A 26005-nucleotide genomic window follows, 5' to 3' on the forward strand; every position below is an offset into this window, starting at 1 on the left:
AATCGTCAGGTTGCCACGGCTTTGCCGCCGCTCACCGGCTTCTCCTCGTCGGCCGTCGCGGCCTGTGGCCGCAGCTTGAACAGGATGAGCAGCGGGGCGGCAATGAAGATCGACGAATAGGTTCCGAAGACAACGCCGAACAGCATCGCCAGCGTGAACGAACGGATCACCTCGCCGCCGAACAGGACCAGCGCCAGCAGCGCGAGCATCGTTGTCACCGAGGTCAGCGTGGTTCTGGACAGCGTCTCGTTGATGGCGTTGTTCAGCAGTTGCGGCAGCGGCATTCTCTTGTACTTTCGCAAGTCTTCGCGAACACGGTCATAGACGACGATCGTATCATTGAGTGAATAGCCGATGATGGTGAGTATCGCCGCAAGCGACGACTGGTTGAATTCAAGGCCGGTGATGACGAAGAAGCCGATCGTCATGACCACGTCGTGGACTGTGGCGATGATGGCGCCGACCGCAAACTGCCATTCGAAGCGGAACCAGACATAGATCAGGATTCCGAGCAGTGCGATCAGCATGGCGATGGTGCCTTGCTTGGCGAGCTCGCCGGAAACCGTCGGCCCCACCACCTCGACGCGGCGGAAATCGTAATTGTCCTGCAACTCGCCGCGCACCTTGTCGATGACGGTCTGTTCGGCGTTCTCGCCGCCCTCCTGCGTGCCGACGCGAATCAAGACGTCGTTCGGGTCGCCGAACTGCTGCACCTGCACTTCGCCGATGTTGAGCTCCGAAAGCCTTGCGCGGATGTCGGCAATATCGGCGGTGCCATCCTTGGCCTGGACCTCGATCAGCGAACCGCCCTTGAAGTCGATGCCGTAATTGATGTCGACGGTCATGAACAGCACGACCGACAGGATCGACAGCACGCTGGACAGCGCGAATGTCCAGCGACGGATGCCCATGAACGGAATTCGCGTGCCCGGCGGGACGAAGGTCACCGGCGCGCGCGGCAACTCCTTCGGGCGGGCGCGGCGAAGCCACATCGACACCAGCAGCCGGGTGAAGGTGAAGGCGGTGAAGACGGTGGTCAGAATGCCGATGGCGAAGGTTACGGCAAAGCCCTTCACCGGCCCGGTCCCGAGCCAGAACAGCACCACGGTCGCGATCAGCGAGGTGACGTTCGAATCGACGATGGTCGCCAGCGCTTTCGAAAAACCCGTGTCGATCGCCTGGATGACCGAGCGGCCGTTTCGCCGCTCCTCACGGATGCGCTCATAGATAAGGACGTTGGAATCGACCGCCATGCCGATGGTCAGCACGATACCGGCAATGCCCGGCAAGGTCAGCGTCGCGCCTAGCAACGACAGCACCGCGACGATCATCGCCACATGCACCGCCAGCGCGATGTTGGCTATGAAACCGAGAAAGCCGTAGGCCACGAACATGAACACGACGACGAGGATGGAGCCGATCACGCCTGCAATCTTGCCGGCGCGGATGGAATCCTCGCCGAGGCCCGGGCCCACAGTGCGCTCTTCGATCACCGTCAGCGTCGCCGGCAGCGCGCCAGCACGCAACAGCACGGCGAGGTCGTTGGCGCTTTCGGCGGTGAAATTGCCCGATATCTGGCCGCTGCCGCCAAGGATCGGTTCGCGGATCTGCGGCGCCGAAATCACCTGATTGTCGAGGATGATGGCAAACAGCTTGCCGACATTCTGCGAGGTGGCTTGGCCGAAGCGCGCCGCTCCCTTGGAATCGAAGGTGAACGAAACCACCGGCTCGTTGGTCTGCGAATTGTATGTCGCCTGCGCATCGACGAGATTTTCGCCCGAAACGATGACGCGGTTCTCGATCAGATACGGAACCGGCGGATCATCCTGCGAATACAGAATCGAGGACCCCGCCGGCGGACGGCCGTTGAGCGCGTCTTGCACCGGCATCGACTGGTCAACCATCTGGAAGGTCAGCTTGGCGGTCTGGCCAAGAATGTCCTTCAGCCTTTGCGGATCCTGCAGGCCCGGCACCTGGACCAGAATGCGGTCTTCGCCCTGGCGCTGCACAATCGGCTCGGTGGTGCCGAGTTCGTTGACGCGGCGATCGACGACCTCGAGCGACTGCGCCAGCGCGGCTGACGTGCGGTATTTGATGCCGGCATCGGTGACGGCGAATTTGAGCAGGCCGGGCTCGGAATCATCCAGCGACATCTCCTGGACGGAGCCGCCGCTGAACAGGCCGGCGGCCACCGGGTCGGTCAATGTCTTCAGCGCTGTCTTGGCGGCATCGACCTGACTGGGATCGGTGATGCGGACCTGCACGGTCCGGCCTGATCCGGAAAGGCCGGTGTAACCGATCTTGGCGTCGCGCAGCCGCGTCCTGATTTCGTCGCGCGTCGTCTCCAGCCGATCCTTGATCAGATCGTTCGGATCCATCCTGAGCAGGATATGCGAGCCGCCCTGCAGATCGAGGCCGAGCGTCATCTGGCGCTTCGGCACCCAGTCGGGAAGCCTGGCGAGGGTGCTTGCCGAAAAAAGGTTGGGCGCAGCGAGGATCACAGTGGCGGCCACGGCCAGCCAGATCAGGATCATCTTGAAGCGCGAGAAGTAAAGCATATGGCGTCGTCCGTCAGGGCGTTCTAGCGGATCGTTCCGCCGACAATCCGGTTATTTCTTGGCGTTCTGGTTCGCCACCGGCTCACCCTTGACACGCACATCTGCGATCGTCGAGCGCAGCGCCGTTACCTTTGTGCCACCGCCGAGATCGATCTCGAGCTCATTGTCGTCGATCACCTTGGTCACCTTGCCGACGAAACCGCCGCCAGTGATGACCGTGTCGCCGCGGCGGACCGCCGCCAGCATCTCGCCGCGCTTCTTCAACTGCGTGCGCTGCGGCCGGATGATCAGAAAATACATGATCACAAAAATCAGGACAAACGGCAAAATGCTGATGAACATATCCGGAGAGGTGCCGACGCCTTGGGCATATGCCGGTGTCACGAACATTGAGGTACTCCTGAATTTTGAAAAACAGCCGCCAAACCGTATCCTGTGAAATTTGGCGGCCCCGTGAAATTTGGCCGGAATATAGTCGGTAACGTTGCCAATGCAACTGCGGCCAGGCATTTCAGCTGCTTTTCCGGCTGGTTGAGCCGTGTTAGAGCATGGTCCCGAAAAACAACGCCGATTTTCGGAAAAGATCATGCTCTAACAAAAGGTTGGAACCGGTTCCGAAACCGCCGGAACCAAACAGGTTCCGTCTCATGCCCTCCCGAATGCAAAACAAAAAAGATAAGATGAGCGACAGCACAATCGAAGCCCTGAACAAGAAACTCGACCGCCTGATCGAGGCGGTCGCCCGCCTCGCCCCGCCGCCGGTACCGGAAACCGACCTCGGAGAGGCCGACTGCTTCGTCTGGCAGGCCGATCCCGGCTATCTGGAGCCGGTGCGCAAGGTGAACCGCGTCGACATCGGCCTGATCCGCGGCGTCGACCGCGTCCGCGACATATTGGTCGACAACACAGAGCGCTTCGCCTTCGGTTACGCAGCCAACAATGTGCTGTTGTGGGGCGCACGCGGCATGGGAAAATCCTCGCTGGTCAAGGCCGTGCATGCCGCCATCAATGCCTCGACGAAACTGGACCTGCCGCTCAAGCTCATCGAGATCCACCGTGAGGACATCGACACGCTGCCGAAGCTTATGGCGCTGCTGAAGGCGGCACCTTATCGTTTCATCCTGTTTTGCGACGACCTTTCCTTCGACCACGACGACACATCCTACAAGTCGCTGAAGGCGGCACTCGAAGGCGGCGTCGAGGGCCGCCCGGCCAATGTGATCTTCTACGCCACGTCGAACCGGCGCCACCTTCTGCCGCGCGACATGATCGACAATGAGCGCTCGACCGCTATCAACCCGTCGGAGGCGGTCGAGGAAAAAGTTTCGCTGTCCGACCGTTTCGGCCTCTGGCTCGGCTTCCACAAATGCTCGCAGGACGAGTATCTCGACATGGTCGACGGCTATGTCCGCCATCACGGCCTTGCCGTCGATCCCGAGACGCTGCGGGCCGAGGCGCTGGAATGGGCGACGACGCGCGGCAGCCGGTCAGGCCGCGTCGCCTGGCAATTCACCCAGGATCTGGCAGGCCGGCTCGGCAAATCGCTCAAGGATTAGACCATGATGCCGAGCCTTCGGTTCGGACAAGATCGTGGTCCAGAAAAGCAACTGAAAAAGCCCGCCCCTTGCGGAGCGGGCTGAGCCGGCGGGCCGGACTGGAGGTCAGGCGGCCTGCAAACGCTTTTCTTGTTCTATTCGAGATAGGTCGAAGGGTCGACTTCTTCTATTCCAGATAGGTCGAAGGATCGACCGGCGCCGAATTCTTGCGCACTTCGAAATGCAGTTTCGGAGAGTCGGTGGTGCCGCTCATGCCGGACTGCGCGATTTCCTGACCGCGCTTGACCTTCTGGCCGCGTTGGACCTCGATCGAACGGGCGTGACCATAGACCGTAACCAACCCGTTCTCGTGGCGCACCAGCACCGTATTGCCGAATTCCTTGAGGCCATCGCCGGCATAGATGACGACACCGTTCTCGGCCGCCTTGACCGGCGTTCCTTCCGGCACGGCGATGTCGACACCATCCTTGCCGCCGCCAAAGCCGGAGATCACGCGGCCGCGCACCGGCCAGCGCATCTTGCCGATACCGGTGGCGTCAGGCGCCACCGCGTCGTCGTCCTCGGCCTGCTGGATGAGCTTCGTATCCTTCTTCGGCGGCGTGTAGGCGGCGAGTGTCTCCGACGGAGTGGTCTTTGCCGCGGGCTGGGTGGTGGCCGTCGTTACCGGATCGACTTTTGCCGGCTTGGCGCTGGCAACCGTCGCGGTTCCGCCGGCCGGCACCTTCAGGGTCTGGCCGATCTTGAGCAGACCGTCCTGCATGCCATTCGCCTGCTTCAACGCAACCACGCCGACGCCGGTCTTCCTGGCGATGGCCGTCAGCGTATCGCCCTGCTGGACCGTGTAGGTGCCACCGGCGCCAGCCGGCTTGGGGGCGGCTTTTCCGTCCTTCGGCTGGCTTGCTGCGGCCGATGCATCCACCTGCGCAGCGGACTTGCCCTCCTTGAGCTTCGGCTGCTGCGGCAGCACGGCCACCATCTCCGGCGCCTTGGCCGGCAAATCATGCTTGGTGTCGTTGGCAGGCTTTGCGTCGGCAAGCTTCGGCGCCGGCTTCTTGCTCGAATAGGCATAAGCCGGGATGACGAGCTTCTGGCCGGCCTTCAGCCCGTTGGTGGCGCTCAGCCCATTGACCCTCATAAGCGCATCGGCGGGCACGCCGTAGCGCCGCGACAGGCCGGAAATGGTCTCGCCGTCCTTGACGACGATCTCGGTGGCACGCGGTTCGCCGCCTGCCGTCGCCACGCGCGGGGCGTCAGGCTGTGCATCCTTGAACGGCTTTGCCACTGTCCCGGTCGCGGTCCGGTCGACCTGGGAGGCAGGCGCCAGCGCGGGGGCTGGCTGCGCCTGGCTGACAGGCGGCAATTGCTGCGTCGTCACCGGCGGTTCGAGGCTTGAGCGGGTGACCGACTGGGTGTGGCTGCCGTCGAGCGGCGCGGCCGAAACCGGGGCGTCGCCGGGATAAGGCTGGGCGGTGTCCTGCTTGTCGATAATCGTGCGCTGGTTGTTGGTCGAGGAGGTGAAAACGTCATCGACGCTGTTGAACCGCGAGACCTGGGAACTGCATCCCGCCGCGGTGCCCGCAACCATGAGGACGGCGAAGCTACGCGCCAGGTTGCGTCCGTTTGCCTTCAAAATACTGAATTGCATCGCATTTACCCGCAGATACCCGGTACAGACTGACCGTGATTAAAGCGCGTTAATGTTACTGGTCGGTTAAACCGCTAGAATCAGACGCAAATTTTCTTAAAATATTTAAAGCTGGGCTTGGGCGGGTTGCGGCTCAGGTCAGGCCGAGCGGAGTCGGAGACGGGTGAGAAGCGACCAGACAGGTCGGTTGCGGGAATCACCTGAATATCGACATACCCTAGATGACCGCGGCTACGCTGCGCAGGATCGGCTGCAGGCGGACGAGGCCGATGTCCTCGCGTTCGAAGCGGCTGCCGACCTTGGTCAGTTTAGCCAGCACCTGCTCGCCCTCCTCGGGTCCGATCGGTGCGATGACGATGCCGCCACTCGACAATTGGTCGAGCAGGAAGCGCGGCAGGCTGTCGAAGGCCGCCCATGCGACGATGCGGTCGAACGGCGCTTCGTTCGCCAGTCCGTTGGAGCCGTCCACCTGGCGCACGATGACATTGCCGATGCCGAGTGCCTCGAAGCGCTGCTTGGCCTGCTCGGCCAGCGTCCTGTAGCGGTCGATGGTGACGACCCGCACGGCAAGCCGCGACATCACCGCTGCTGTGTAACCGGACCCAGTGCCGATCTCGAGCACGCGGTTGCCCGGGTCGATGGCAAGCGCTGCGATCACCGCGGCTTGCAGATCGGCCCCCTCGATCGCCTCGCCGCATTCGATCGGCAGCATGCGATCCGTCCAGGCGATCGAATGGAACTGGGCGGAAAGGAAGCCGCGCCGCGGCGTCGCCTCGAAGGCTGCGATCAGCGCCTTCGGCACCATGCCCTTGCCACGCAGGCGAAGCAGGAATGCGGCGAAGCCTTCGCGGTCGTCGACCATCGGACTGTGGTTCAGGGTCATGCGAGCGCCTTGGTCAGTTGATCGCGGATTTCATGAGCGGTGAGATCGAGCTGCAGCGGCGTCACCGACACCAGGCGGTTGCGCATGGCATGGAGGTCGGTGCCTCGCTTGCCCTCGACCGGCTCGCGGCCGAAGCGCAGCCAGTAGTAGGGAAGCCCGCGGCCGTCGCGGCGCTCGTCGACCCACAGGCTGTGGACGAGCTTGCCTTGCGAGGTGACCACCGTGCCGGCGATCTCTTCGGGAAGGCAATTCGGAAAATTGACGTTGAGCAGCACGCCGTCCGGCAGCGGCGTGGCGACAAGCTTCTTGAGCAGCGCCGGCGCCAGCGCCTCGGTGGTCTCGTAGGGAACGACGCGATCCTCGCCGACGTAGGAATAGGCCTGGCTGAAGGCGATCGAGCGCACGCCGAGCAGCGCGCCTTCCATGGCGCCGGCGACGGTGCCCGAATAGGTGACGTCGTCGGCGATGTTGGCGCCGGAATTGACGCCGGACAGGATCAGGTCGGGCGCCGCGGGCAGGATTTTCTTCACGCCCATGATGACGCAGTCGGTCGGCGTGCCGCGCACGGCAAAGTGCTTTTCGCCGATCTTCCTCAAGCGCAGCGGCTCCGAGATCGACAGCGAATGCGCGTAGCCGGACTGGTCCTGCTCCGGCGCCACCACCCAGACATCGTCCGACAGCGTGCGGGCGATGCGTTCGAGCGATGCAAGGCCCTCGGCATGGATGCCGTCATCATTGGTCAGGAGGATGCGCATTATTTCGATTCGATCTTTTCCAGACCGCCCATGTAAGGCCGAAGCGCTTCAGGAATGGTTATGCTGCCGTCCTCATTCTGGTAGTTTTCGATGACGGCAATAAGAGCGCGGCCGACGGCGGTGCCGGAGCCGTTCAGCGTGTGGACGAAGCGGTTGCCCTTGCCGTCCTTGTCCTTGTAGCGGGCGTCCATGCGCCGCGCCTGGAAATCGCCGCAGACAGAGCAGGACGAAATCTCGCGATAGGCGTTCTGGCCCGGCAGCCAGACCTCGATGTCGTAGGTCTTGCGCGCGCCAAAGCCCATGTCGCCGGTGCACAGCGTCATGGTGCGGAATGGCAGGCCGAGCCGCTTCAGCACTTCCTCGGCGCATTCGGTCATCCGCTCATGCTCGGCAAGCGAGGACTCCTGGTCGGTGATCGACACCAGCTCGACCTTGTAGAACTGGTGCTGACGCAGCATGCCGCGCGTGTCGCGCCCGGCCGAGCCCGCCTCCGAGCGGAAGCATGGCGTCAGCGCCGTATAGCGCAGCGGCAGTTTTTCATGCGGCGTGATGTCCTCGCGCACGAGGTTAGTGAGCGGCACTTCGGCGGTCGGGATGAGATAGAAAGACACAGGAACGTCAATGGGCTCGTTGGGATCGCGCTCTTGCAGTCGAAGTTCGGTCCCTAGAAAGCTTTCTATCGCGCGATGAACATACTCAATTTGCGCATTCCTCATTTGTTCAATCGGTGGAAAATTCCCATGGGGATATTGCCGCCTATAGGCCGACAAAAAATCTTGCGTTGCTCGAGCAATAGCAGGACGCAGATCCTCTATAGAGGCCGACTTCTCCGTTCTGAAAAGATCGTCTTCGAATTTTGGAAGTTGACCGGTGCCGAACATAGTCTCCGAATTCACCATCAGCGGCGGCTGGATCTCCTCATAGCCGTGCTCGGTCGTGTGCAGGTCGAGCATGAACTGGCCGAGCGCGCGCTCCATCCGCGCCAGTCCGCTCTTCAGCACGGTGAAGCGCGAGCCCGAGAGCTTCGCCGCCCGCTCGAAATCCATCATGCCGAGCGCTTCGCCGACCTCGAAATGCTCCTTCACCCAGTTCGGGCGCGTCGGCAGCTTGCCGACGATGCGCTTGACGACATTGTCGTGCTCGTCCTTGCCGACCGGCACATCGTCGAGCGGCACATTGGGCAGCACCGCCAATGCGTCGTTCAGCGCCTTGTCGAGCTCGCGTTCGCGCGCCTCGCCGTTCTGGATGAAGGCCTTGATCTCGCCGACCTCGGCTTTCAACCTTTCGGCAAGGGCGGCGTCGCCCGAACGCACGGCGTTGCCGATCTCCTTCGAGGCGGCGTTGCGGCGCTCCTGCCTGGTCTGCAGCTCGGTCAGATGCTCGCGCCGCGCCTCGTCCCGGGCGATCAGATCGTCGACCGTGGACTGCGCGTCCTCAGCCGACCACGAGCGCTTCTTGAGCACCTCGACAAGGGCCTTCGGGTTGTCGCGAATCCATTTGATGTCGAGCATGGTTTGTTCGTCCTCAGCGGGCATATCGCCCAAAGTGCGCAGCGGTTTTGGACAACGACATGCCCAAAAACAAAGACCTAAAACGCATCGCGTTTTAGGCCAGAGGGCGTAAACCGCATCCTTGATCGATGCAAGATGTCAAGGCCGAGTTCCTTCGCGCCCCCTCTGTCCAGCATATCTTGAAAGGATCAAGGGCATATCCGCCGACGAAGCAGACTATGTGGACGACGCATCCGCAGGCTTTTCGGCCACCTCTTCCGCAGCCTCCCGCTTCTCGCGCGCCAGACGTTCCCGTTCCTTGCTGCGCTCGATCAGCCGGGCCGACCAGATCGAGACCTCGTAGAGAAGGATCGTGGGAATGGCCAAACCGATCTGGCTTATCGGGTCGGGCGGCGTCAGCACAGCCGCGACGACGAAGGCGATGACGATGGCCCATTTGCGCTTTTCAACCAGCGCCTGCGACGACAGTATGCCCACACGCGCCATCAGGCTGGTCACCACCGGCAACTGGAATACCAGACCGAAGGAGAAGATCAGCGTCATGATCAGGCTGAGATATTCCGAGACTTTCGGCAGCAGCGAAATCTGCACCTGATCGTCGGTGCCGGCCTGCTGCATGGCGAGGAAGAACCACATCACCATCGGCGTGAAGAAGAAATAGACCAGCGACGCGCCCATCAGAAACAGGATCGGCGAAGCGATCAGGAACGGCAGGAAAGCGTTGCGTTCGTTCTTGTAGAGGCCGGGCGCGATGAATTTGTAGATCTGCGTGGCGATCAGCGGAAAGGCGATCACCATGCCGCCGAACATCGCCAGCTTGACCTGGGTGAAGAAGAATTCCTGCGGCGCCGTGTAGATCAGCTCGACCTTGTGCGGGTCGAGCCCTGCCCATTGGGTCGCCCATTTGAACGGGATGACCAACAGGTTGAACAGTTGCTTGGCGAAGAAGAAGCAGAACAGGAAGGCGACGAAGAACCCGCCGATCGACCACATCAGCCGCCGGCGCAACTCGATCAGATGCTCCATCAACGGAGCCGCCGATTGTTCGATCTCGTCCTTTTCCGAAACGCTCACTTGGTGGCTCCCGCCGTCTTTTTGGCGGCTGCAGCCGGCTTCTTCACCGCAGCCGGCGCTGGCTTCGGCTCGGCCTTTTTAGCTGCAGTCTTTGTCGCGGCAGGTTTTGCCGCTGGCTTCGCTGCGGCCGAGGGGGCCGGCATCGCTTTCGCCGGCGCAGGCTTCTTCTTCGCTGCCGGGGTCTTTTGCGACGCAGCCGTCGTAGCCGTCCCGGCGGGCGATGTCACCACCGACTCATCGGTCATCGCCGGAAAGGTCGGCGCCGCTGGGGCCGCTTCCGGCGCATCGACGCCCGGCAGCACCGTCGCGCCATTCTTCAGCCCGGTATCCTGCGGCGTCGAAGCAGCCGGCGCGACCGGGTCCACGGCCGGCTTCGGCTTCATCACCGCGTCCACGCCGGAGCGCACGTCGGCCGCCGCCTGCTCGAACGGGTTGAGCTGCTTCCTGATCTCGGCGGCCGGGTTGAGGCTCCTGAGTGAATCGACCGACTTCTTGACGTCGTCGAGCTCGGCCTCCTTCAGCGCGTCGTTGAACTGCTTCTGGAAGTCGGCTGCCATGCCACGCATCTTTGCCGTCGTGCGGCCGAAAGTGCGCAGCATCTTGGGCAAATCCTTAGGCCCGACGACCACAATCATGACGATCGCGATCACCAGCATCTCGGTCCAGCCGATGTCGAACATGGCGATACGTTCCGACTAAAGTTTTGGGCTCAGCTCTTGCTGGCCTTTTCCTTCACTGCCGAAACGGTCTCGTCGGCACGGTGCTCGACGGTACGCTTGTCCTCGGCGACATCGTCGTCGGCCATGCCCTTCTTGAAGCTCTTGATACCCTTGGCCATGTCACCCATCAGCTCGGGAATCTTGCCGCGACCGAACACCAGCAGCACGATCACCAGCACGATCATCCAGTGCCAAATCGAAAACGAACCCATAGCAACTCTCTCTCGAATGTTTCTCTGACGATGATCTATGCGTTTTCGCGCCGGGATTCAAACACAACCGCGACAGAGTTTAAGAATGAGTGGCCGAAGTCACGCACTTTCGTTGCGAGGGGGCGCTACGAATCCGCGCAGCCCCCGCCTGCGGGCCGTTTAGAAAGCGCGCCTGCGATCAATCGTCCTCGACGCGGGGCGTCAACAGGCCGAGTTCTTCGAGGTCGATGTCGGTCAGCGGATCCTCGTCGTCGGTTAGCGCGTCTGGATCGGCCGGCGGCAGCGGAATGGAAAAATTCGACGGCATGCGGCCGGAAAGCAGCCCGGCGCCCTTCAATTCCTCCATGCCGGGAAGATCGCGGATCTCCTCCAGCGCGAAATGGTCGAGGAAGATGTCGGTGGTGCCGTAGGTGACGGGACGCCCGGGCGTGCGGCGGCGGCCGCGCATCTTCACCCATTCGGTCTCCATCAGCGTGTCCAGCGTGCCCTTCGAGGTCTCGACGCCGCGGATATCCTCGATCTCGGCGCGCGTCACCGGCTGGTGATAGGCGATGATCGCCAGCACTTCGAGCGCCGCGCGGGAAAGCTTCCTCTGCTGCACCGTATCGCGGCTCATCAGGAAAGCGAGGTCGCCGGCGGTGCGGAACGCCCAGGCATCGCCGACGCGCACCAGATTGACCCCGCGCCGCTCATAAATCTGCTGCAGTTCAGCCATCGCCACTGCAATGTTGATGCGGTCGGGCAGGCGCGCGGCAAGCTGCTTTTCGCTGACCGGCTCGGCGCTGGCGAAAACGATCGCCTCGGCCATGCGCACAGCTTCCGCCATGTACAGCCGCTCGCCTGGATTCTGGGATGGGTTCTGGGCCTGATTTTCTGCCGGAGGCCCGGCGAGCACGCCCTCTTCGGTCTCGTCGTCGACCTTGAACGGAATGACCGAAGCGTTGGCGCGTTCACTCATGATGCCACCTCGACTACCCTGATGCCTTGCGCACGACCGCGCAGATAGAGTGGCGCGAACACCTCGTCCTGCCGCATTTCCACCTTGCCTTCGCGGACCAGTTCCAGCGTTGCCGCAAAGGAGCTGGCGATCGCTGTGCGCCGCTCTTCCGGATCGGTCAGATACTCGATCAGGAAACCATCCAGCGCCGTCCAGTCGCGAAGCGAGCCGATCAGCCTGGTCAGGACATCGCGCGCGTCCTTGAGCGACCACACACCGCGCCTGGCGATCGTCACATTGGTGATCGCCTGCTTCTGGCGTTGGGCCGCATAGGCGGTCAGCAGATCGTAGAGCGAGGCCGAATAGGCGTTGCGCTTCTCGACAATGACCATTTCCGGCATGCCGCGGGCGAACACGTCGCGTCCGAGCCGGTTGCGGTTGACCAGCCGAGCCGCCGCGTCGCGCATGGCTTCCAGCCGCTTCAGCCGGAACTGCAGCACCGCAGCCAACTCCTCGCCGCTTTCGCCGTCGTCGCCGGGTTGCTTGGGGATCAAAAGCTTCGACTTGAGAAAGGCCAGCCACGCCGCCATCACCAGGTAGTCGGCGGCAAGCTCCAGCCTGAGCGCCCTCACCTTCTCGACAAAGGCCAGATATTGCTCGGCCAGCGCCAGGATCGAGATGCGCGCCAGATCGACCTTCTGGTTGCGGGCAAGATGCAGCAAGAGGTCGAGCGGGCCTTCGAAACCGTCGACGTCGACGACCAGTGCGGGATCGCCGGTCAGCCGCGAATCATCGTTTTCGGCCCACAGACGGTCCATCGGTGCGGCCTTGCCGGCCTTACTGTCCAATGTTTCCGCCACGTCCTGTCGCTTTCCTCAGGTTCTATCTTGTTGTTTGACCATGATCTGTCCCGAAAACCGGTTCCCACTTTTCGCTGGCGCGGACCTTCGGTTCGTGATCACGGTCTAGGCTACCGCGTCGAAATAGGTGGCGAATTCTGCGCGTATCTCGGCTTCATCAGCCAGATCGCGGTTCTTGATATAGGTCAGCGCGCGCTGCGCGCGCTGCAGCGACGTGCCTTCAAGCCCCGTGGTGCGCGACGCAATGCCCGCCATCTCCTCGAAAACGCCGTTGCAGTGAAGGACCAGATCGCAGCCCGCCGCAAGGATCGCGGCCGCCTTTGTCGGGAAATCCCCAGAAAGTGCCTTCATCGAGGTGTCGTCGCTCATCAACAGCCCGTCGAAACCGATTTCGCCGCGGATGATCTCGTCGATGACCTTGCCGGAGGTCGTGGCCGGGTTGTTCGGGTCGATCGCGCTGTAGACGACATGCGCCGTCATCGCCATCGGCAAATGATTGAGCTCCCTGAACGGGGCGAAATCATGCCGCTGCAAGTCACTCATCGAGGCGTCGACGGTGGGAAGTTCGAAATGCGTGTCGGCAAAGGCCCGTCCATGCCCGGGAATATGCTTCATCACCGGCAGCACGCCGCCCGACATCAGACCCTCCGCCGCGGCGCGACCCAGTTCGATGACGGCACGAGGCTCCTTCCCGTAGGCGCGCGCGCCGATGACGTCGCTGGCCCCCTCGATCGGCACGTCGAGCACCGGCAGGCAATCCGCCGATATGCCGTAGCGCAGCAGATCGAAGGCATGCAGCCGCGCCAGCAGCCAGGCGGCGCGGTTGCCGGCGTCGTGGTCGTTGCGCCACAAGGCGCCGAGCGCTCCACCAGCCGGATAATTCGGCGCCAGCGGCGGCCGCAGGCGCTGCACCCGGCCGCCTTCCTGGTCGATGAACACCGGGGCATCCGGGCGCTCGACACAGTCACGCATCGCGGCGACCAGATCGCGGATCTGCTCGGCCTCTCCAATGTTGCGCGCAAACAGGATGAAGCCCCACGGGCATTCATTGCGATAGAAATTGATTTCGTCGCGTGTGAGCGAGTTCCCGGCGCAGCCGAGGATCATGGATTTTGATTCGGTCATGGGCAGGAGTTTAGAGCTTCACGCGAACAAAGGGAATCGCATCGAACCACATGCGGTTGAGCCAGAATCCCTTCCACACAAAGAACTCCCTTCCACAAAAAACGGCGCGGTCCGTGACCGCGCCGGTTCTTGCCCCTAAGGACGGGAGATTTGAAGTGTTAGCGCGACACGAAACAGTTGCCGCCGGCAGCCTTGTAGTTGGTGCACAGGTTGATGGCATCGTTGCGCGACTTCGCCGGGACGCGAACGCGGTAGAACGTTCCCTTGCCGGCGATCTCGGCCTTGACGATGTTGGCGGTGAGGCCGGAAAGCACGCTGCCATAGCGGCGCTGCAGATCCTGATAGGTCGACTGGGCGCTTTCGACGGTCGGCTGCGAGGCAATCTGCATCGACCACGAGCCACCGCCGTTCGAGGCCGCCGCCGGATTGATGGACGCAACCTGGTCGGGCTTGACCTCGCCGACGACATCGACCGGCTGGTCGGACGGACGCTGCGGCGCCACCGGAACCGTGGCCGGCGTGTTGAAAGGCTGGGCGGTTTGGGCCTCGGCCGTGGGCGCAGCTGCCGGCTTTACGGTTTCGATCATCTGGTCGCCGGCCGCTGGGTCGCCGCTTGCCTGGCCGGCAATAGGCGGCACAGTGCCGGTCTGCGCCGCGTCGTCGGCCTGGGCCGCCGGGGCCACATGCTGCGGCGCCGGATCGACAGGCTCGACGGCAGCCACCTGCGGCGCCGCAGGTGCCGGATCCTCGCGCGCAACCAGTGAACCGTCGGGCTTGACGACCATGGTCCTCACTTTGCGCGGTGCGACGGCGACGACATCGGGCGTTATGTCGTTGTCGGCCTCCTGCAGAACCTGGGCGATACGGTCTTCGGACTTGGGTGCCGGCGCGGCGACGTCGGCATTTCCGGCCGCTTGCGTGCCGCCGGCCGCTTGCGTGCCGCCGGCCGCTTGCGTGCCGCCGATCGCATCGGCGCCTTCCGCCGCGTCGATGTCGTCGGGCGAAAGATCGACCACACGGCTCTGCGGCGGCTCCTTGGCCGTCACGTCCACCGGCTCTTCAGTGTTGGTGACCAGCTTCTCCTGGACCGGTTCGGCAGGCCTCGCGCCACCCTTGGCCACGGCGTCATAGACCTTGTTGTTCTGGTTCGGCACGACGGTACCGCCCGGATTTTCCGGCTTGACCTTGATCGGTGCATTATCCGCCTTGACTATGACCGGCGCATCGCTGCCGCCGCTGCCGCCGAAGGACAATGCGAGGGCGCCAACACCACCGGCGATCGCCACGGCGCCAACGACCGCGGCGACCAGCAGGCCACGGCTCCGGGGTCTCGCGGCCTCCCGCTCGGCCAGGCCGGGAACCGACATGGCCTCATCCAGTTCGGGGTCGTAGTCGAGTTCGTCCAAGCCAAAGTCGTCGGCCTGCGAAGCCGGCCGGCCGCCGGGCAAGTCGCCCAGATCGAAGCCACTGGCGGCGTCGGCATAGGACGCACTGAAGGGCGCTTCTGCGGGCCTCGCCGCATAGGTCCGCGTTTCGACGCGGTCGGGCTCATAGCCTGACTTGAACTCGGCCTCTGAATGGAACCCGGGTTCATCGTCATACGCCGCGCTCCGCGCCGGGGCGGCGGCAACGTCCACGGCATTCATTTCCGTGAGAAGGTTGGCGAACTCGGTGTCAAGATCGTCATAGGCAGGCGCCGCCGGTTCGTCTTCCTCGAAGTCGAGTTCCGGAATATCGAGATCGTCCGCCAGCGCCACGACGCGCTCGGGCACATCGACCGTTTCGAGATCGGGCATCTCGTCATACGCCGAAGGCTGTTCGCCTTGCGCTGGCGCGGATGCCGCATTGGCGGCATCGTTTTCGACCGGCTCGTCCTGATAGGACGGTGCCGGAGCCATTGGCGGCGTGGCTTCCACGATCTTCGCCGAAGCCGTCGGTTGGGCCGCAAAGGCAGACTGCTGCGACTGTGCGACCGGCGTTACGCGGCTCCACGAACGGGCCGGCGCCGGCGGGACGGGCCGTGCCGCCAGCCAGTTGAGCGATTCATCCGAATCCTCCTGGGAAGCGGATGTCGCAACCCTATCGCCGTCGCCATCATCCAGACCGATGTCTTTGGCGAAGGCGGCATGCAATTCATCATCGTCGAAATCGATATCGGCCGGCTCGGCGGCATCTTCAGCACCGAAATCCTGGCCCTCGAGCTCATCAAGGAGAACGGTGTCGAGATCGGCGTCGGCGGCCTGAACCGCGTCGTCATCCGACGACTCCGAGGGCGCTTGCTCGTCAAGGCTCCAGTCCAGTTCGTCGACCACTGGTTTGTCGGCGGCTCTTTCAGCCGCGGCCACAGGCTGCTGAATCATGGCGGATTCGGGCACAACCACGGGAGCAGCCCGTGTGCTCATGGTACCCAACAGCGCATTCAACTCGTCTTCGAGGCTCCGCTCGTCAGCGACGGGGGCTGGCTCCGGCGGCTGAACCATGGTGGCTGACGCCGTCGGCGGGGACGCAAAGCCGGAGGCCTGCGCAACCGGCTCTTCGGCTTCCTCGGCAAGCGCGTCGTCGAAGCTCAAATCGAAATCGTCATCGAACGCATCTTCCGGGGGCGCGGCGGAAAGCTCGCCCTTGCCGGCGATTGTCCCCGGTTCGTCAATTTCGGGCTCGTCAATCTCGACTGGCTCATCCGTGCGAACGTCGAAATCCATGTCGACATCGGCCATGGCGTCGTCGAAACGGCTGGCAAAATCCTCGTCGGACTCATCCAAAACAGCCCGAACAGGCGCTGCAGGAACATCGACGGCGGCGTGCTCCGTCGGCGCATGGTCATCGAGCATCAGCTCGTCCTCGAGCGAGCTTGCGACCGCGTTGTCGAATTCATCGTCGAAGGCAGGCTCGGCGGCACGCGCGGAGACTTCAGCAGCTTCGGCGGCGCTCTCCATCCGCACGTGTTCGTCCAGCATCAGCTCGTCTTCGAGCGAGCTTGCGACCGCGTTGTCGAATTCATCGTCCAAGGCGGGTTCTGCGCGCGACGCGGAAACGTCGGCGGCGGCAGTATTCTGTTCAGCCTGGTCCGTCGCATCGTCGAGCAGGAAATCCTGTTCGAGCGACGCGGCAAGCTCGTCGTCTACCGCCAAATCATCTTCGAATGGCGAGACGTCTTCGAGCGAACTGGCGAGCGCATCATCGAAACCGTCATCGAAAGCAGATTCAACGGCCGGCGCGGATGCTTCGGCAGCGCCAGAATGCACTTCGTCGGCAGCAACGGCATGGGCGGCTTCGTCCGCCGCATCGTCATACTGGGGGAAATCCAGGTCGAACGGCTCGTCGTCCACTGCGTGAGTGGCAGCCGCGTTGAAAGCCGGCTCGCGAACCTCGGCGGCACGGTCATTGTCGTCGGCGCCGAATTCGCCCATCAACTCCTTCTCGAGGTCGATGTCGAAATCGCCCTCGTCCACCGGCTGGGTGGCGGGAGCCGCCTTCGGCTGGGCCTGCGGCTTGACCGGTTGGCGCGGGTCGAACCCCATGATCCTGGTCAGTTCCGCGAACGGATCATCGTCGGCGATATCGTTTTGGGCGGCTGCTCTCAGCTGGGTTCTGTCTGCCATTATTGTTCCCGAACTCGCACTCATTCGGACGCCATGGACGTCGCGTAGGGTTGGCCCTTACCAGCGCAATGTGGGCAAAAGGTGACAGGTTTTTTAGACAAACCTAACGCATTTCGGTGGGCGCATCTGCTCCGATCAGCGTCAGGCCGGACGTCAAAACGTCCGAAACAGCCTGCACCAGCCCTAGTCTGGCATGCGTCAATTGTCGGTCGTTAACCTTAACAAAACGTAAGTCGGGATTCTCGGTGCCGCGGTTCCAATGTCCGTGGAAGCTGGAGGCGAGATCGTAGAGGTAGAATGCCAGCCGGTGCGGCTCGAGCGCAAGTGCCGCGGATTCGATCAGCCGCGGGTATTCCGCAAGCTTGCGGATCAGGCCGATCTCGCCTTCGTCGGTCAGCGAAGCGGTCGCTGCGGCCAGCCGATTGCGGTCGAAATTGGCCTCGCCCAACTGTTCGCTCGCTTGCCGGAACACCGAATGGCAGCGCGCCGAGGCATACTGCACGTAGAACACCGGATTGTCCTTCGACTGCTCGGTCACCTTGGCGAAGTCGAAATCGAGCGGCGCATCGTTCTTGCGGTAGAGCATCATGAAACGGATCGGGTCGCGGCCGACCTCCTCCACCACTTCGCGCAGGGTTACGAAATCGCCCGACCGCTTCGACATGCGCACCGGCTCGCCATCGCGAAAAAGCCTCACCAACTGGCAAAGCAGGACGGTGAGCTTCACCTCGTCGCCTGCAATCGCCCGGGCGAGCGCTTCCAGGCGCTTCACATAGCCGCCATGATCGGCGCCAAGCACATAGATCAGCTCGACGAAGCCGCGATCGACCTTGTCCTTCAAATAGGCGACGTCCGCGGCGAAATAGGTGAAGGTGCCGTCCGACTTGACCAGCGCCCGGTCCATGTCGTCGCCGACGGCCGTCGAGCGGAACAGCGTCTGCTCGCGGTCCTCCCAGTCGTCCGGCTTCTCGCCCTTGGGCGGCGGCAGCTTGCCCTTGTAGATATGCCCCTTGAGCGTCAGGTCGCTGATGGCCGACCGGATTTTCCGGGCGTTGTCGGCATGCAGCGTGCGCTCCGAGAAAAAGACGTCGTGATGCACGTTGAGCAGCGCCAGATCCTCACGGATCATCGCCATCATGGCATCGATCGTCCTGTCCTTGACGATGGCAAGCGCTTCCTCGTCGGGCATCTGCAGCAAGGAGCGGCCGAATTCGCCGGCCAACGCCTGGCCAACCGGGATCAGATAGTCGCCCGGATAAAGCCCGGCCGGTATTTCGCCGATGTCGTCGCCGAGCGCCTCGCGGTAGCGCAGCATGACCGATCGGCCGAGCACGTCGATCTGCGAACCGGCATCGTTGATGACATACTCCTTGGTCACGTCATAACCGGCGAAGGCCATCATGTTGGCGAGCGCATCGCCCACCACGGCGCCACGGCAATGGCCGACATGCATCGGTCCGGTTGGATTGGCCGAGACGTATTCGACATTGGCCTTCTTGCCGCCGCCGACCGTCGAGCGGCCGTAATTGCGGCCCTCGCCGAGCAGCGCCGTCAGATGCGCCTGCCAGAACGCGTCCTTGAGCCTGAGATTGACGAAGCCCGGACCGGCAATGTCGGCGGCGGCGATGTCGGTGTCGGCGCGCAGCGCTTGCGCCAGCCTTTCGGCCAGTGCGCGTGGATTCTGGCCGGTCGGCTTGGCCAGCACCATCGCCGCATTGGTCGCCAGGTCGCCATGGCTGGCGTCGCGCGGCGGCTCGACGGCGATGCGCGACAGGTCCAGCGAACCGCCGTCCTTGTCTTTCAAATCAAGCGCTTCGACAGCTCTGGTGATTCGCGCGTTGAAATCGGCGAAGATGTTCATTTGGTGTGGCTCTGGCGGCTTTGCAGGGATCCGGCTTGTTGGCCGGCAAAATCGAGCCCGCCCTAGCTTAATTCAGGCGTATGGTCAAACAAACGGCGGTGTTCTTTCAAAGCGTAGGTATCCGTCATGCCCGCCAGGAAATCGGCAACGCTGCGCGCCTTGATGCGATCGTCGGCCCGGTCTAGCCCCTCGCGCCAGCCATCGGGCATGGCGCGCGGATCGGCGAAATAGACATCGAACAGGTTCTTGACGATCTGCTCGGCCTCGTTGCGCACGCGCAGGACCTCGCTGTGCCGGTAGAGATGCGTGTAGAGAAAGGCCTTCAATTCCTTTTCGAACGCGGCCATTTCGGCGGAAAAGGTCACCATCGTCTCGCCTGCCGCCCTCACCGCGTCTGCACTGTCCGGCTTGATGCGGGCCAGATTGGCGCTGGTGGAAACGATCACATCCTCGACCATCATCGTGATCTGCCTGCGCATCAGTTCGTGGCCGGTGCGCACGTGGTCGAGCGCCGGATAGCGCTGACGCACGCCTTCGAGGATCGATCCAGGCAGCGAGACCTTTTCCAGCATGTCCAGCGTCAGGAAGCCTGATCTCAGGCCGTCGTCGATGTCATGGGTGTTGTAGGCGATGTCGTCGGCGATCGCTGCGCACTGTGCCTCGATGCCGGCGAAGCGGTCGAGTTCGAGGTCGTGCAGCTCCGAGTAGTCGCGGATCGCTTGCGGCACCGGCCCCTTCAGGCCCTTTCCGCGGGCGTCGGTCAACGGTCCGTTGTGCTTGACCAGCCCCTCCAATGTTTCCCAGGTGAGGTTCAGCCCGTCGAACTCGGCATAGCGGCTCTCCAGCCGCGTCACCACGCGCAGCGATTGCGCATTGTGGTCGAAGCCGCCCCAGGCGGCCATCTTCTCGTTCAGCGCGTCCTCGCCGGTATGGCCGAAGGGCGTGTGTCCGAAATCGTGCACGAGCGCCACCGCCTCGGCCAGGTCCTCGTCGCCGCGCAGCGCTCGCGCGAGGGCGCGCGCGATCTGCGCCACCTCGATCGAATGCGTCAGCCGGGTGCGGTAGTGGTCGCCCTCATGCGCGATGAACACCTGTGTCTTGTGCTTCAGCCGGCGAAAGGCCGTCGAATGGATGATGCGGTCGCGGTCGCGCTGGAACGGCGTTCGGGTCGGGCTCTCCACCTCGTCGAACAGCCGCCCGCGCGACTTTGCCGGATCGCAGGCATAGGCCGCGCGCGGCCGATAGCCGAATCCGATGTCGCCCAACTCGTTTGTCATGGCCCCAATTGTCATAGCCTATGGCCGCAGTTGACTTGCCCCCTTGCGCTTCATACCTATCATGTGAAACCGAAAGCAAGGTGACGCCCATGGGCGCTGATGCCAAGACTGCCATGAAAGTGGAGATGACCGACGCCGCCGCCAGGCGGATCGCGAAGATTGTATCTGGCGAACCCGGCAAGACGGCGCTGCGCGTTTCGGTCGAGGGCGGCGGCTGTTCCGGCTTTTCCTACAGGTTCGACCTGGTTGACACGCGCAACGACGATGACGTCGCTATCGAGAAGGACGGCGCCACCGTTCTGATCGACGACCTCTCGCTGGTCTATATGGGTGGCTCGGTGATCGATTTCGTCGACGATTTGATGGGCCAGTCGTTCCAGATCAAGAACCCGAATGCAGTCGCCTCATGCGGCTGCGGCACCAGCTTCAGTATTTGAAGATATTATGAAGCCGCTCCTCGTGGGCCATGAGGATCCGAAGACGGCCCTTGTCGCCCGCGAAATAGAAGCGATTTCCGATGTCGATATCGCCGGTTGGGCCAACCGCCACACCGCGCCTCCGAGCTACGCCGAAGACGCTGCCTACGTGCAACTCGCGCGATGCAACCCGCGGAACGCGGTTAACCTTGCGAAAGCCCAAGGCCTTTTGAGGTCGCTGATCGCGCGGTGTTTTCCCGATTTCAACGACAAGTCCGATGAAGCCAAGGAAATAGCACGTAAGCTGTTCCTTCGACGCATTCGGACTTACCTTGACGGCGAACTGGAACCCTTTCAGGTCTGCCGTATGGTGTCGCCGATTGAGGACAGATACGATTTTCCAGACTGGCTTGGAGACCTTTACAACGGCTGCGATTGGATGGACGAGAATGCAACGCGCGAGCAGGCATCGCACCTACGATGGATGATTGAGCAAATACTCGCGAAAAATGCCGAATCTCAACCTTTCGGGAGTGAATGAACATGCGCCGCGTCGGCGCGGTCCGTCAGGTCGCGCTTTCCGCCGGGCGCGATCTCGATGCAACGCTGGCGTTCTGGCACGACGTGCTCGGCATGACGGTGCACGTGCGCTTCGATCCGCCCGGCATCGCCTTCATCATGGCGGGCGACGTGCGCCTGCTTTTCACGGACGGTCTGCCAGCCGGCACCGTCTATCTCGACATTTCAGACCTTGACGATTTCCATGCCTCGGCAAAAGCCGCCGGTGTTCCTTTCACCGCGCCGCCAATGCTCGTCCATCGCGACACAGAAGGCCTGTTCGGGCCGGCGGGGGAAAGCGAATGGATGGCCTTCCTAAAGGATCCGGCAGGCAATACGATCGGCCTCGTCGAACGTCATCCGCCGCAACAGCAATGAGGCCGTCATGAAAATCGTCACCTGGAACATCAACGGCGTTCGGGCCCGCATCGGCAATTTGACCCATTGGCTGACGGAAAGCGCGCCTGACATCGCCTGTCTGCAGGAGATCAAGACCGTCGACGAGCAGTTTCCGCGCGCCGAGATCGAAGCGCTCGGCTACAATGTCGAAACCCATGGCCAGAAGGGTTTCAACGGCGTCGCCATCCCATCCTGTCGAAGCTGCGCTTCGACGAGGTCAATCGCGGCCTGCCGGGCGACGACGCCGACGAGCAGGCGCGTTTCATCGAGGGCGTGTTCTCGACCGACAAGGGCGCGTTGCGCGTCGTCTCGCTCTACCTGCCGAACGGCAACCCGATCGATGACGAGAAGAAGTTTCCCTACAAGCTGTCCTGGATGGCGCGGCTGGAACGCTGGGCCGAGGCACGGCTTTTGCTCGAAGAGGCACTGGTGCTGGCCGGTGACTACAATGTCATCCCCGAACCGATCGATGCGAGATTCCCGGAGAACTGGCTGGGCGATGCGCTGTTCCAGCCCGAGACGAGGCAGGCGTTCCGCCGGCTGAAGCATCTCGGCTTCACCGAAGCGGTGCGTGCGGTCACCGACGCGCCGGACACTTACACTTTCTGGGATTATCAGGCCGGCGCCTGGCAGAAGAACAATGGCATCCGCATCGATCACTTGCTGCTCTCGCCCGAAGCCGCCAACCGCTTTTCCTCGGCCTCGATCGAAAAGCACGTGCGCGCCTGGGAAAAACCGTCCGACCACGTACCCGTGGCCATCGAACTGACTTTTGCGCCAAGCTGATCATTTCGAGGCCTGGACCGCCGGATCTTCTTACTGCGCCGGACCTTCAGTTCGGGATCATGGCCCAGACCCTCATATCGCCACAATCGGGGGTTCGGTTGCAATCTCGGCTTGGCTGGGGTTCAGGATGACGATCAGGTTTGCGCTTTGCCCGTGCGCCGCGGCGCTTGCCCTCGCAGCGACGTCGGCTTTTGCCGGCCCGCACTGCCTGGCCAACGGAAAATCGTTCCAGATCGGTCAGGTCGCCTGCTTGACGCTTGCCGGCCAGAGCCATCTCGCCCGCTGCGACACGGTGCTCAACAACACGTCGTGGAAAAAGATTCAGGGCGATTGTCCGGGAACACTGGCGCCGCGTCAGTCGGCCACGCCGATTTCAACACCGGAGCCCAGCCCCGTTCCGACGAAACCAACCGAGAACTGATCTCGGCTGCCCGACTGGATTTTTCGGGGTACCCAATCTTCGTGGCTACTGGCTTCGTGACGACTGGCTTTGCGACTACTGGTCGCCGCCGCCACCTTTGGTGAGGATATCACCGGCCAGCGAAATCGCGGTGCGGCGGTCGGCCTCGCCGGCCGCGGCAAACGCCTCTTCCTGCATGCCGCGTATCCATGGCCGGTCGGCGGGTGAGGCCCGCTCAAGTGCTGCAGTCATCATCGCCAGCCCCCGAACGATCTTGCCGCTCTGGAAGAGCAGGTTGCCGAGCGTCGCTTGCGCACCGGCATGGCCCTTTTCCGCGGCGAGCTGGAACCAGCGTCCGGCCTGCTTGATGCTGGCCTTGACGCCGCCCTTGCCATTCAGGAACATCTGGCCCATCTCGAACTGGGCGTTCGGATTGCGGTAGTTGGCGGCGGCGCGCATGTAATATTCCTGGGCCGCCACTTCGTCCTCTGTGATGGGGCTGCCGGGGATGCCCTTCCTCAGATAGTCGCCGAGCGCCACGAGCGCGTCCGATACATAGCTCTCTTCCGGCGAACCGGGCTCGACGTCCTGGTCGACGATCTCTGAGAAGAACTTGAACGCCGCGTAATCGTCGCGCTCCACGCCGTCACCCTCGGCATACATGCGCGCAAGCTTCCAGGTGGCGCCGATCTGGCCGTTTTCGGCCGCGTATTTGTAGGCCTCAGCGGCCTGCTCCTTGCGGCCGTTCTTGTAGGCGGAGAAGCCGAACTGGAACACTGCCCACGGGCTGGACTGCGGCTTCACGCCGGTCTTGTCGTCGAACACCTTGTCGTCGAAGGCCATGACCTGGCCAACGGCGCCCAAGGTCGCGCCAAAAGTGGCGATCGCGACCAGTGCCGAAAAGACAGACGACCTCAGCAACTCAGATATCCGCATAACAGTGTGTTTCTTTCGCACCGCCGGGATGGGTGACCGCGCCGTCGCGCGCAGGCCCTACCGTTTGCGCATATTTCCAGATCGCGCCCGACTGATAGTCGGTTGCGCGCGCCTTCCATGCCTTTGCCCTCGCCGCAAGTTCGGTGTCGGACAGCGCCACCTCGATCGTGCCGTTCACCGCATCGATCGAGATCACATCGCCGTTCTTCAGCAGCCCGATCGGACCGCCCACGGCGGCTTCCGGCCCGACATGGCCAATGCAGAAACCGCGTGTCGCGCCTGAAAAACGTCCGTCGGTGATGAGAGCCACCTTGCCGCCCATGCCCTGACCATACAGAGCCGCCGTCGTCGAAAGCATTTCCCGCATGCCCGGACCGCCGCGCGGACCCTCGTAACGAATGACGAGGACCTCGCCTTCCCTGTAGCTGCGATCCGTAACCGCCTCGAAACATTCCTCTTCCGAATCGAAGCAGCGCGCCGGACCCGAGAATTTCAGCTCCGACATGCCCGCGACCTTCACGATCGCGCCTTCGGGGGCAAGGTTTCCCTTCAAGCCCACGACGCCACCCGTTTGGGTGATTGGTCGGTTGGCGGGACGGACCACATCCTGGCTATCATTCCAGGCTACGTGCTCCATATTTTCGGCTAAAGTGCGGCCGGTCACTGTCAGGCAGTCGCCATGCAGATAGCCGTGGTCGAGCAACGTCTTCATCAAAAGCGGAATGCCACCGGCCTCGAACATGTCCTTGGCGACATATTTGCCGCCCGGCTTCAGGTCGGCGATATAGGGCGTCTTCTCGAATATCCTGGCCACGTCGAAGAGGTCGAACTTTATCCCGGCTTCATGCGCGATCGCGGGCAAATGCAACGCCGCGTTGGTCGACCCACCGGTGGCCGAAACCACGGTCGCCGCATTCTCCAGCGCCTTCAGCGTGACGATGTCGCGCGGGCGGATGTTCTTTTCGATCAATTCCATGATCTTTTCGCCCGAGGCGAAATTGAAGCGGTCGCGCATCTCGTAGGGCGCCGGCGCCCCGCAGGAATAGGGCAGTGCCAGGCCGATGGCCTCGGCGACGGTGGCCATGGTGTTGGCGGTGAACTGGGCGCCGCAAGAGCCGGCCGACGGACAGGCGGCTTGTTCGATTTCAAGAAGTTCGGCGTCATCGATCGTGCCGACCGAGTGCTGGCCGACGGCTTCGAATACGTCCTGGACGGTGATCTGTCGGCCCTTGTAGGAACCGGGCAGGATCGAGCCGCCATAGATGAAAATCGACGGCACGTTGAGCCGCACCATGGCCATCATCATGCCGGGCAGCGACTTGTCGCAACCGGCAAGGCCGACCAGCGCATCGTAGCAATGGCCGCGCATGGTGAGTTCGACCGAATCGGCAATGACCTCGCGCGACACCAGCGACGATTTCATGCCCTGATGGCCCATGGCGATGCCGTCCGTGACGGTGATGGTGCAGAATTCGCGCGGCGTGCCGCTAGCCGCGGCGACGCCCTTCTTGACCACCTGCGCCTGGCGCATGAGCGAGATGTTGCAGGGTGCCGCCTCGTTCCAGCAGCTTGCGACGCCGACCAGCGGCTGCGCGATCTCGGCCGCCGACAGTCCCATCGCGTAGAGATAGGAGCGGTGCGGCGCGCGCGCCGGACCGACGGTCACATAGCGGCTGGGCAGCTTGGCCTTGGAGATGACTCTGGCGTCCATGCTCTTCCTCGCCGCGGGCGATGCGGCCTGCCCCATTGCCGAGCCTTTTGGCACGTGTCCCGAGACAAATTCGAGGTGCGCCGGGTTTATGGCGGGAAATAGGCAATGTCCCCTGCTGCCCTCGCAGCGCGAGCGTTGTTCAGAAACTGTTGCCAAAACGTCACGATCGCAGGAGGCAGAGAGGCGGTGTATTGCAACGCCAGACGGATGTCGGGAAAGCCTGT

The 26005-nt window shown here is 62.8% G+C and carries 22 protein-coding genes and 1 pseudogene; 6 read left to right on the forward strand and 17 right to left on the reverse strand.

The genetic code is table 11. The annotated features are described in order from the left end of the window. Positions 1 to 5 precede the first annotated feature (5 nt). The gene (secDF, locus tag E5X88_RS00565) at positions 6 to 2558 is read right to left on the reverse strand and encodes a protein translocase subunit SecDF (RefSeq protein ID WP_292157165.1); all 2553 of its coding nucleotides are present in this window, start codon (positions 2556 to 2558) and stop codon (positions 6 to 8) included. A gap of 51 nt (positions 2559 to 2609) precedes the next feature. Then, the gene (gene yajC, locus E5X88_RS00570; protein WP_065007771.1) at positions 2610 to 2948 is read right to left on the reverse strand and encodes a preprotein translocase subunit YajC; all 339 of its coding nucleotides are present in this window, start codon (positions 2946 to 2948) and stop codon (positions 2610 to 2612) included. 290 nt (positions 2949 to 3238) lie between these two features. Between yajC and E5X88_RS00575 the strand changes: the two genes are divergently transcribed. Further along, the gene (locus tag E5X88_RS00575; protein WP_292157167.1) at positions 3239 to 4114 is read left to right on the forward strand and encodes an ATP-binding protein; all 876 of its coding nucleotides are present in this window, start codon (positions 3239 to 3241) and stop codon (positions 4112 to 4114) included. Between the two features lie 166 nt (positions 4115 to 4280). On the opposite strand, the gene E5X88_RS00580 is transcribed toward E5X88_RS00575, so the two are convergent. From E5X88_RS00580 to E5X88_RS00640, 13 genes are all read right to left on the reverse strand, one after another. Continuing rightward, positions 4281 to 5759, reverse strand: coding sequence for a peptidoglycan DD-metalloendopeptidase family protein (locus E5X88_RS00580; RefSeq protein ID WP_292157169.1), 1479 nt, complete (start codon positions 5757 to 5759; stop codon positions 4281 to 4283). Between the two features lie 217 nt (positions 5760 to 5976). After that, positions 5977 to 6642: a protein-L-isoaspartate(D-aspartate) O-methyltransferase gene (locus E5X88_RS00585; RefSeq protein WP_292157171.1), complete on the reverse strand. Its 666-nt coding sequence runs from the start codon at positions 6640 to 6642 to the stop codon at positions 5977 to 5979. Then, positions 6639 to 7397: a 5'/3'-nucleotidase SurE gene (surE, locus tag E5X88_RS00590; protein WP_292157173.1), complete on the reverse strand. Its 759-nt coding sequence runs from the start codon at positions 7395 to 7397 to the stop codon at positions 6639 to 6641. Before surE ends, E5X88_RS00585 begins: the two co-directional genes overlap by 4 nt. Continuing rightward, positions 7397 to 8908 (reverse strand): serine--tRNA ligase, encoded by a 1512-nt coding sequence (gene serS / locus E5X88_RS00595; protein WP_292157175.1) that lies wholly within the window; start codon positions 8906 to 8908, stop codon positions 7397 to 7399. The genes surE and serS overlap by 1 nt, the downstream gene beginning before the upstream one ends. A gap of 216 nt (positions 8909 to 9124) precedes the next feature. Continuing rightward, entirely contained in the window at positions 9125 to 9934 is an 810-nt protein-coding gene (gene tatC, locus E5X88_RS00600) for a twin-arginine translocase subunit TatC (protein ID WP_292157623.1), read from the reverse strand. Between the two features lie 44 nt (positions 9935 to 9978). Then, positions 9979 to 10662, reverse strand: a complete 684-nt coding sequence (gene tatB, locus E5X88_RS00605) for a Sec-independent protein translocase protein TatB (protein ID WP_292157177.1) — start codon at positions 10660 to 10662, stop codon at positions 9979 to 9981. Between the two features lie 29 nt (positions 10663 to 10691). Further along, positions 10692 to 10913 carry a twin-arginine translocase TatA/TatE family subunit gene (locus E5X88_RS00610; protein ID WP_013895102.1) on the reverse strand — a complete coding sequence of 74 codons (222 nt, stop codon included), beginning with the start codon at positions 10911 to 10913 and terminating at the stop codon, positions 10692 to 10694. A 178-nt stretch (positions 10914 to 11091) separates the two neighbouring features. Continuing rightward, a complete protein-coding gene (scpB, locus tag E5X88_RS00615) occupies positions 11092 to 11871 on the reverse strand; it encodes an SMC-Scp complex subunit ScpB (RefSeq protein WP_292157180.1) in 780 nt (259 codons plus the stop codon). Continuing rightward, the gene (locus E5X88_RS00620) at positions 11868 to 12668 is read right to left on the reverse strand and encodes a ScpA family protein (protein WP_292157626.1); all 801 of its coding nucleotides are present in this window, start codon (positions 12666 to 12668) and stop codon (positions 11868 to 11870) included. The genes scpB and E5X88_RS00620 overlap by 4 nt, the downstream gene beginning before the upstream one ends. A gap of 147 nt (positions 12669 to 12815) precedes the next feature. After that, positions 12816 to 13835: a beta-N-acetylhexosaminidase gene (gene nagZ / locus E5X88_RS00625; RefSeq protein WP_292157182.1), complete on the reverse strand. Its 1020-nt coding sequence runs from the start codon at positions 13833 to 13835 to the stop codon at positions 12816 to 12818. A 158-nt stretch (positions 13836 to 13993) separates the two neighbouring features. Then, the gene (locus E5X88_RS00630) at positions 13994 to 17437 is read right to left on the reverse strand and encodes an SPOR domain-containing protein (RefSeq protein ID WP_292157185.1); all 3444 of its coding nucleotides are present in this window, start codon (positions 17435 to 17437) and stop codon (positions 13994 to 13996) included. A 103-nt stretch (positions 17438 to 17540) separates the two neighbouring features. After that, a complete protein-coding gene (argS, locus tag E5X88_RS00635) occupies positions 17541 to 19298 on the reverse strand; it encodes an arginine--tRNA ligase (protein WP_292157187.1) in 1758 nt (585 codons plus the stop codon). 62 nt (positions 19299 to 19360) lie between these two features. Beyond that, complete coding sequence (locus E5X88_RS00640; RefSeq protein ID WP_292157189.1) at positions 19361 to 20575, reverse strand: deoxyguanosinetriphosphate triphosphohydrolase; 1215 nt, start codon at positions 20573 to 20575, stop codon at positions 19361 to 19363. 89 nt (positions 20576 to 20664) lie between these two features. Here E5X88_RS00640 and erpA point away from each other — a divergent pair, with 89 nt between their 5' ends. From erpA to E5X88_RS00665, 5 genes and pseudogenes are all read left to right on the forward strand, one after another. Next, positions 20665 to 21012 (forward strand): iron-sulfur cluster insertion protein ErpA, encoded by a 348-nt coding sequence (gene erpA, locus E5X88_RS00645; protein WP_292157191.1) that lies wholly within the window; start codon positions 20665 to 20667, stop codon positions 21010 to 21012. Between the two features lie 7 nt (positions 21013 to 21019). Continuing rightward, the gene (locus tag E5X88_RS00650) at positions 21020 to 21532 is read left to right on the forward strand and encodes a hypothetical protein (RefSeq protein ID WP_292157193.1); all 513 of its coding nucleotides are present in this window, start codon (positions 21020 to 21022) and stop codon (positions 21530 to 21532) included. 2 nt (positions 21533 to 21534) lie between these two features. Next, on the forward strand, positions 21535 to 21927 hold the full coding sequence (locus E5X88_RS00655) for a VOC family protein (RefSeq protein WP_292157628.1): 393 nt from the start codon (positions 21535 to 21537) through the stop codon (positions 21925 to 21927). A 7-nt stretch (positions 21928 to 21934) separates the two neighbouring features. Then, a pseudogene (xth, locus tag E5X88_RS00660) lies at positions 21935 to 22734 on the forward strand (exodeoxyribonuclease III). A 127-nt stretch (positions 22735 to 22861) separates the two neighbouring features. Next, positions 22862 to 23155 carry a hypothetical protein gene (locus E5X88_RS00665; protein WP_292157195.1) on the forward strand — a complete coding sequence of 98 codons (294 nt, stop codon included), beginning with the start codon at positions 22862 to 22864 and terminating at the stop codon, positions 23153 to 23155. Positions 23156 to 23230: 75 nt separating this feature from the next. On the opposite strand, the gene E5X88_RS00670 is transcribed toward E5X88_RS00665, so the two are convergent. Both E5X88_RS00670 and ilvD read right to left on the reverse strand, forming a co-directional pair. Beyond that, positions 23231 to 24070 carry a tetratricopeptide repeat protein gene (locus E5X88_RS00670; protein WP_292157197.1) on the reverse strand — a complete coding sequence of 280 codons (840 nt, stop codon included), beginning with the start codon at positions 24068 to 24070 and terminating at the stop codon, positions 23231 to 23233. Further along, positions 24057 to 25781, reverse strand: a complete 1725-nt coding sequence (ilvD, locus tag E5X88_RS00675) for a dihydroxy-acid dehydratase (protein ID WP_292157199.1) — start codon at positions 25779 to 25781, stop codon at positions 24057 to 24059. The genes E5X88_RS00670 and ilvD overlap by 14 nt, the downstream gene beginning before the upstream one ends. Positions 25782 to 26005 lie beyond the last annotated feature (224 nt).

Origin of the sequence: Mesorhizobium sp. (assembly GCF_004962245.1) — a bacterium.
Lineage (GTDB): Bacteria > Pseudomonadota > Alphaproteobacteria > Rhizobiales > Rhizobiaceae > Mesorhizobium.

Bases quoted from the DNA above. Each gene is read 5' to 3' on its own strand.
- tatB (WP_292157177.1), bottom strand. From the start codon at position 10,662: ATGTTCGACATCGGCTGGACCGAGATGCTGGTGATCGCGATCGTCATG.
- secDF (WP_292157165.1), bottom strand. From the start codon at position 2,558: ATGCTTTACTTCTCGCGCTTCAAGATGATCCTGATCTGGCTGGCCGTG.
- argS (WP_292157187.1), bottom strand. From the start codon at position 19,298: ATGAACATCTTCGCCGATTTCAACGCGCGAATCACCAGAGCTGTCGAA.
- surE (WP_292157173.1), bottom strand. From the start codon at position 7,397: ATGCGCATCCTCCTGACCAATGATGACGGCATCCATGCCGAGGGCCTT.
- E5X88_RS00585 (WP_292157171.1), bottom strand. From the start codon at position 6,642: ATGACCCTGAACCACAGTCCGATGGTCGACGACCGCGAAGGCTTCGCC.
- E5X88_RS00610 (WP_013895102.1), bottom strand. From the start codon at position 10,913: ATGGGTTCGTTTTCGATTTGGCACTGGATGATCGTGCTGGTGATCGTG.
- E5X88_RS00650 (WP_292157193.1), top strand. From the start codon at position 21,020: ATGAAGCCGCTCCTCGTGGGCCATGAGGATCCGAAGACGGCCCTTGTC.
- E5X88_RS00640 (WP_292157189.1), bottom strand. From the start codon at position 20,575: ATGACAAACGAGTTGGGCGACATCGGATTCGGCTATCGGCCGCGCGCG.
- E5X88_RS00655 (WP_292157628.1), top strand. From the start codon at position 21,535: ATGCGCCGCGTCGGCGCGGTCCGTCAGGTCGCGCTTTCCGCCGGGCGC.
- E5X88_RS00575 (WP_292157167.1), top strand. From the start codon at position 3,239: ATGAGCGACAGCACAATCGAAGCCCTGAACAAGAAACTCGACCGCCTG.
- E5X88_RS00665 (WP_292157195.1), top strand. From the start codon at position 22,862: ATGACGATCAGGTTTGCGCTTTGCCCGTGCGCCGCGGCGCTTGCCCTC.
- nagZ (WP_292157182.1), bottom strand. From the start codon at position 13,835: ATGACCGAATCAAAATCCATGATCCTCGGCTGCGCCGGGAACTCGCTC.
- scpB (WP_292157180.1), bottom strand. From the start codon at position 11,871: ATGAGTGAACGCGCCAACGCTTCGGTCATTCCGTTCAAGGTCGACGAC.
- yajC (WP_065007771.1), bottom strand. From the start codon at position 2,948: ATGTTCGTGACACCGGCATATGCCCAAGGCGTCGGCACCTCTCCGGAT.
- tatC (WP_292157623.1), bottom strand. From the start codon at position 9,934: ATGGAGCATCTGATCGAGTTGCGCCGGCGGCTGATGTGGTCGATCGGC.
- ilvD (WP_292157199.1), bottom strand. From the start codon at position 25,781: ATGGACGCCAGAGTCATCTCCAAGGCCAAGCTGCCCAGCCGCTATGTG.
- E5X88_RS00580 (WP_292157169.1), bottom strand. From the start codon at position 5,759: ATGCAATTCAGTATTTTGAAGGCAAACGGACGCAACCTGGCGCGTAGC.
- erpA (WP_292157191.1), top strand. From the start codon at position 20,665: ATGGGCGCTGATGCCAAGACTGCCATGAAAGTGGAGATGACCGACGCC.
- serS (WP_292157175.1), bottom strand. From the start codon at position 8,908: ATGCTCGACATCAAATGGATTCGCGACAACCCGAAGGCCCTTGTCGAG.
- E5X88_RS00670 (WP_292157197.1), bottom strand. From the start codon at position 24,070: ATGCGGATATCTGAGTTGCTGAGGTCGTCTGTCTTTTCGGCACTGGTC.
- E5X88_RS00630 (WP_292157185.1), bottom strand. From the start codon at position 17,437: ATGGCAGACAGAACCCAGCTGAGAGCAGCCGCCCAAAACGATATCGCC.
- E5X88_RS00620 (WP_292157626.1), bottom strand. From the start codon at position 12,668: ATGGACCGTCTGTGGGCCGAAAACGATGATTCGCGGCTGACCGGCGAT.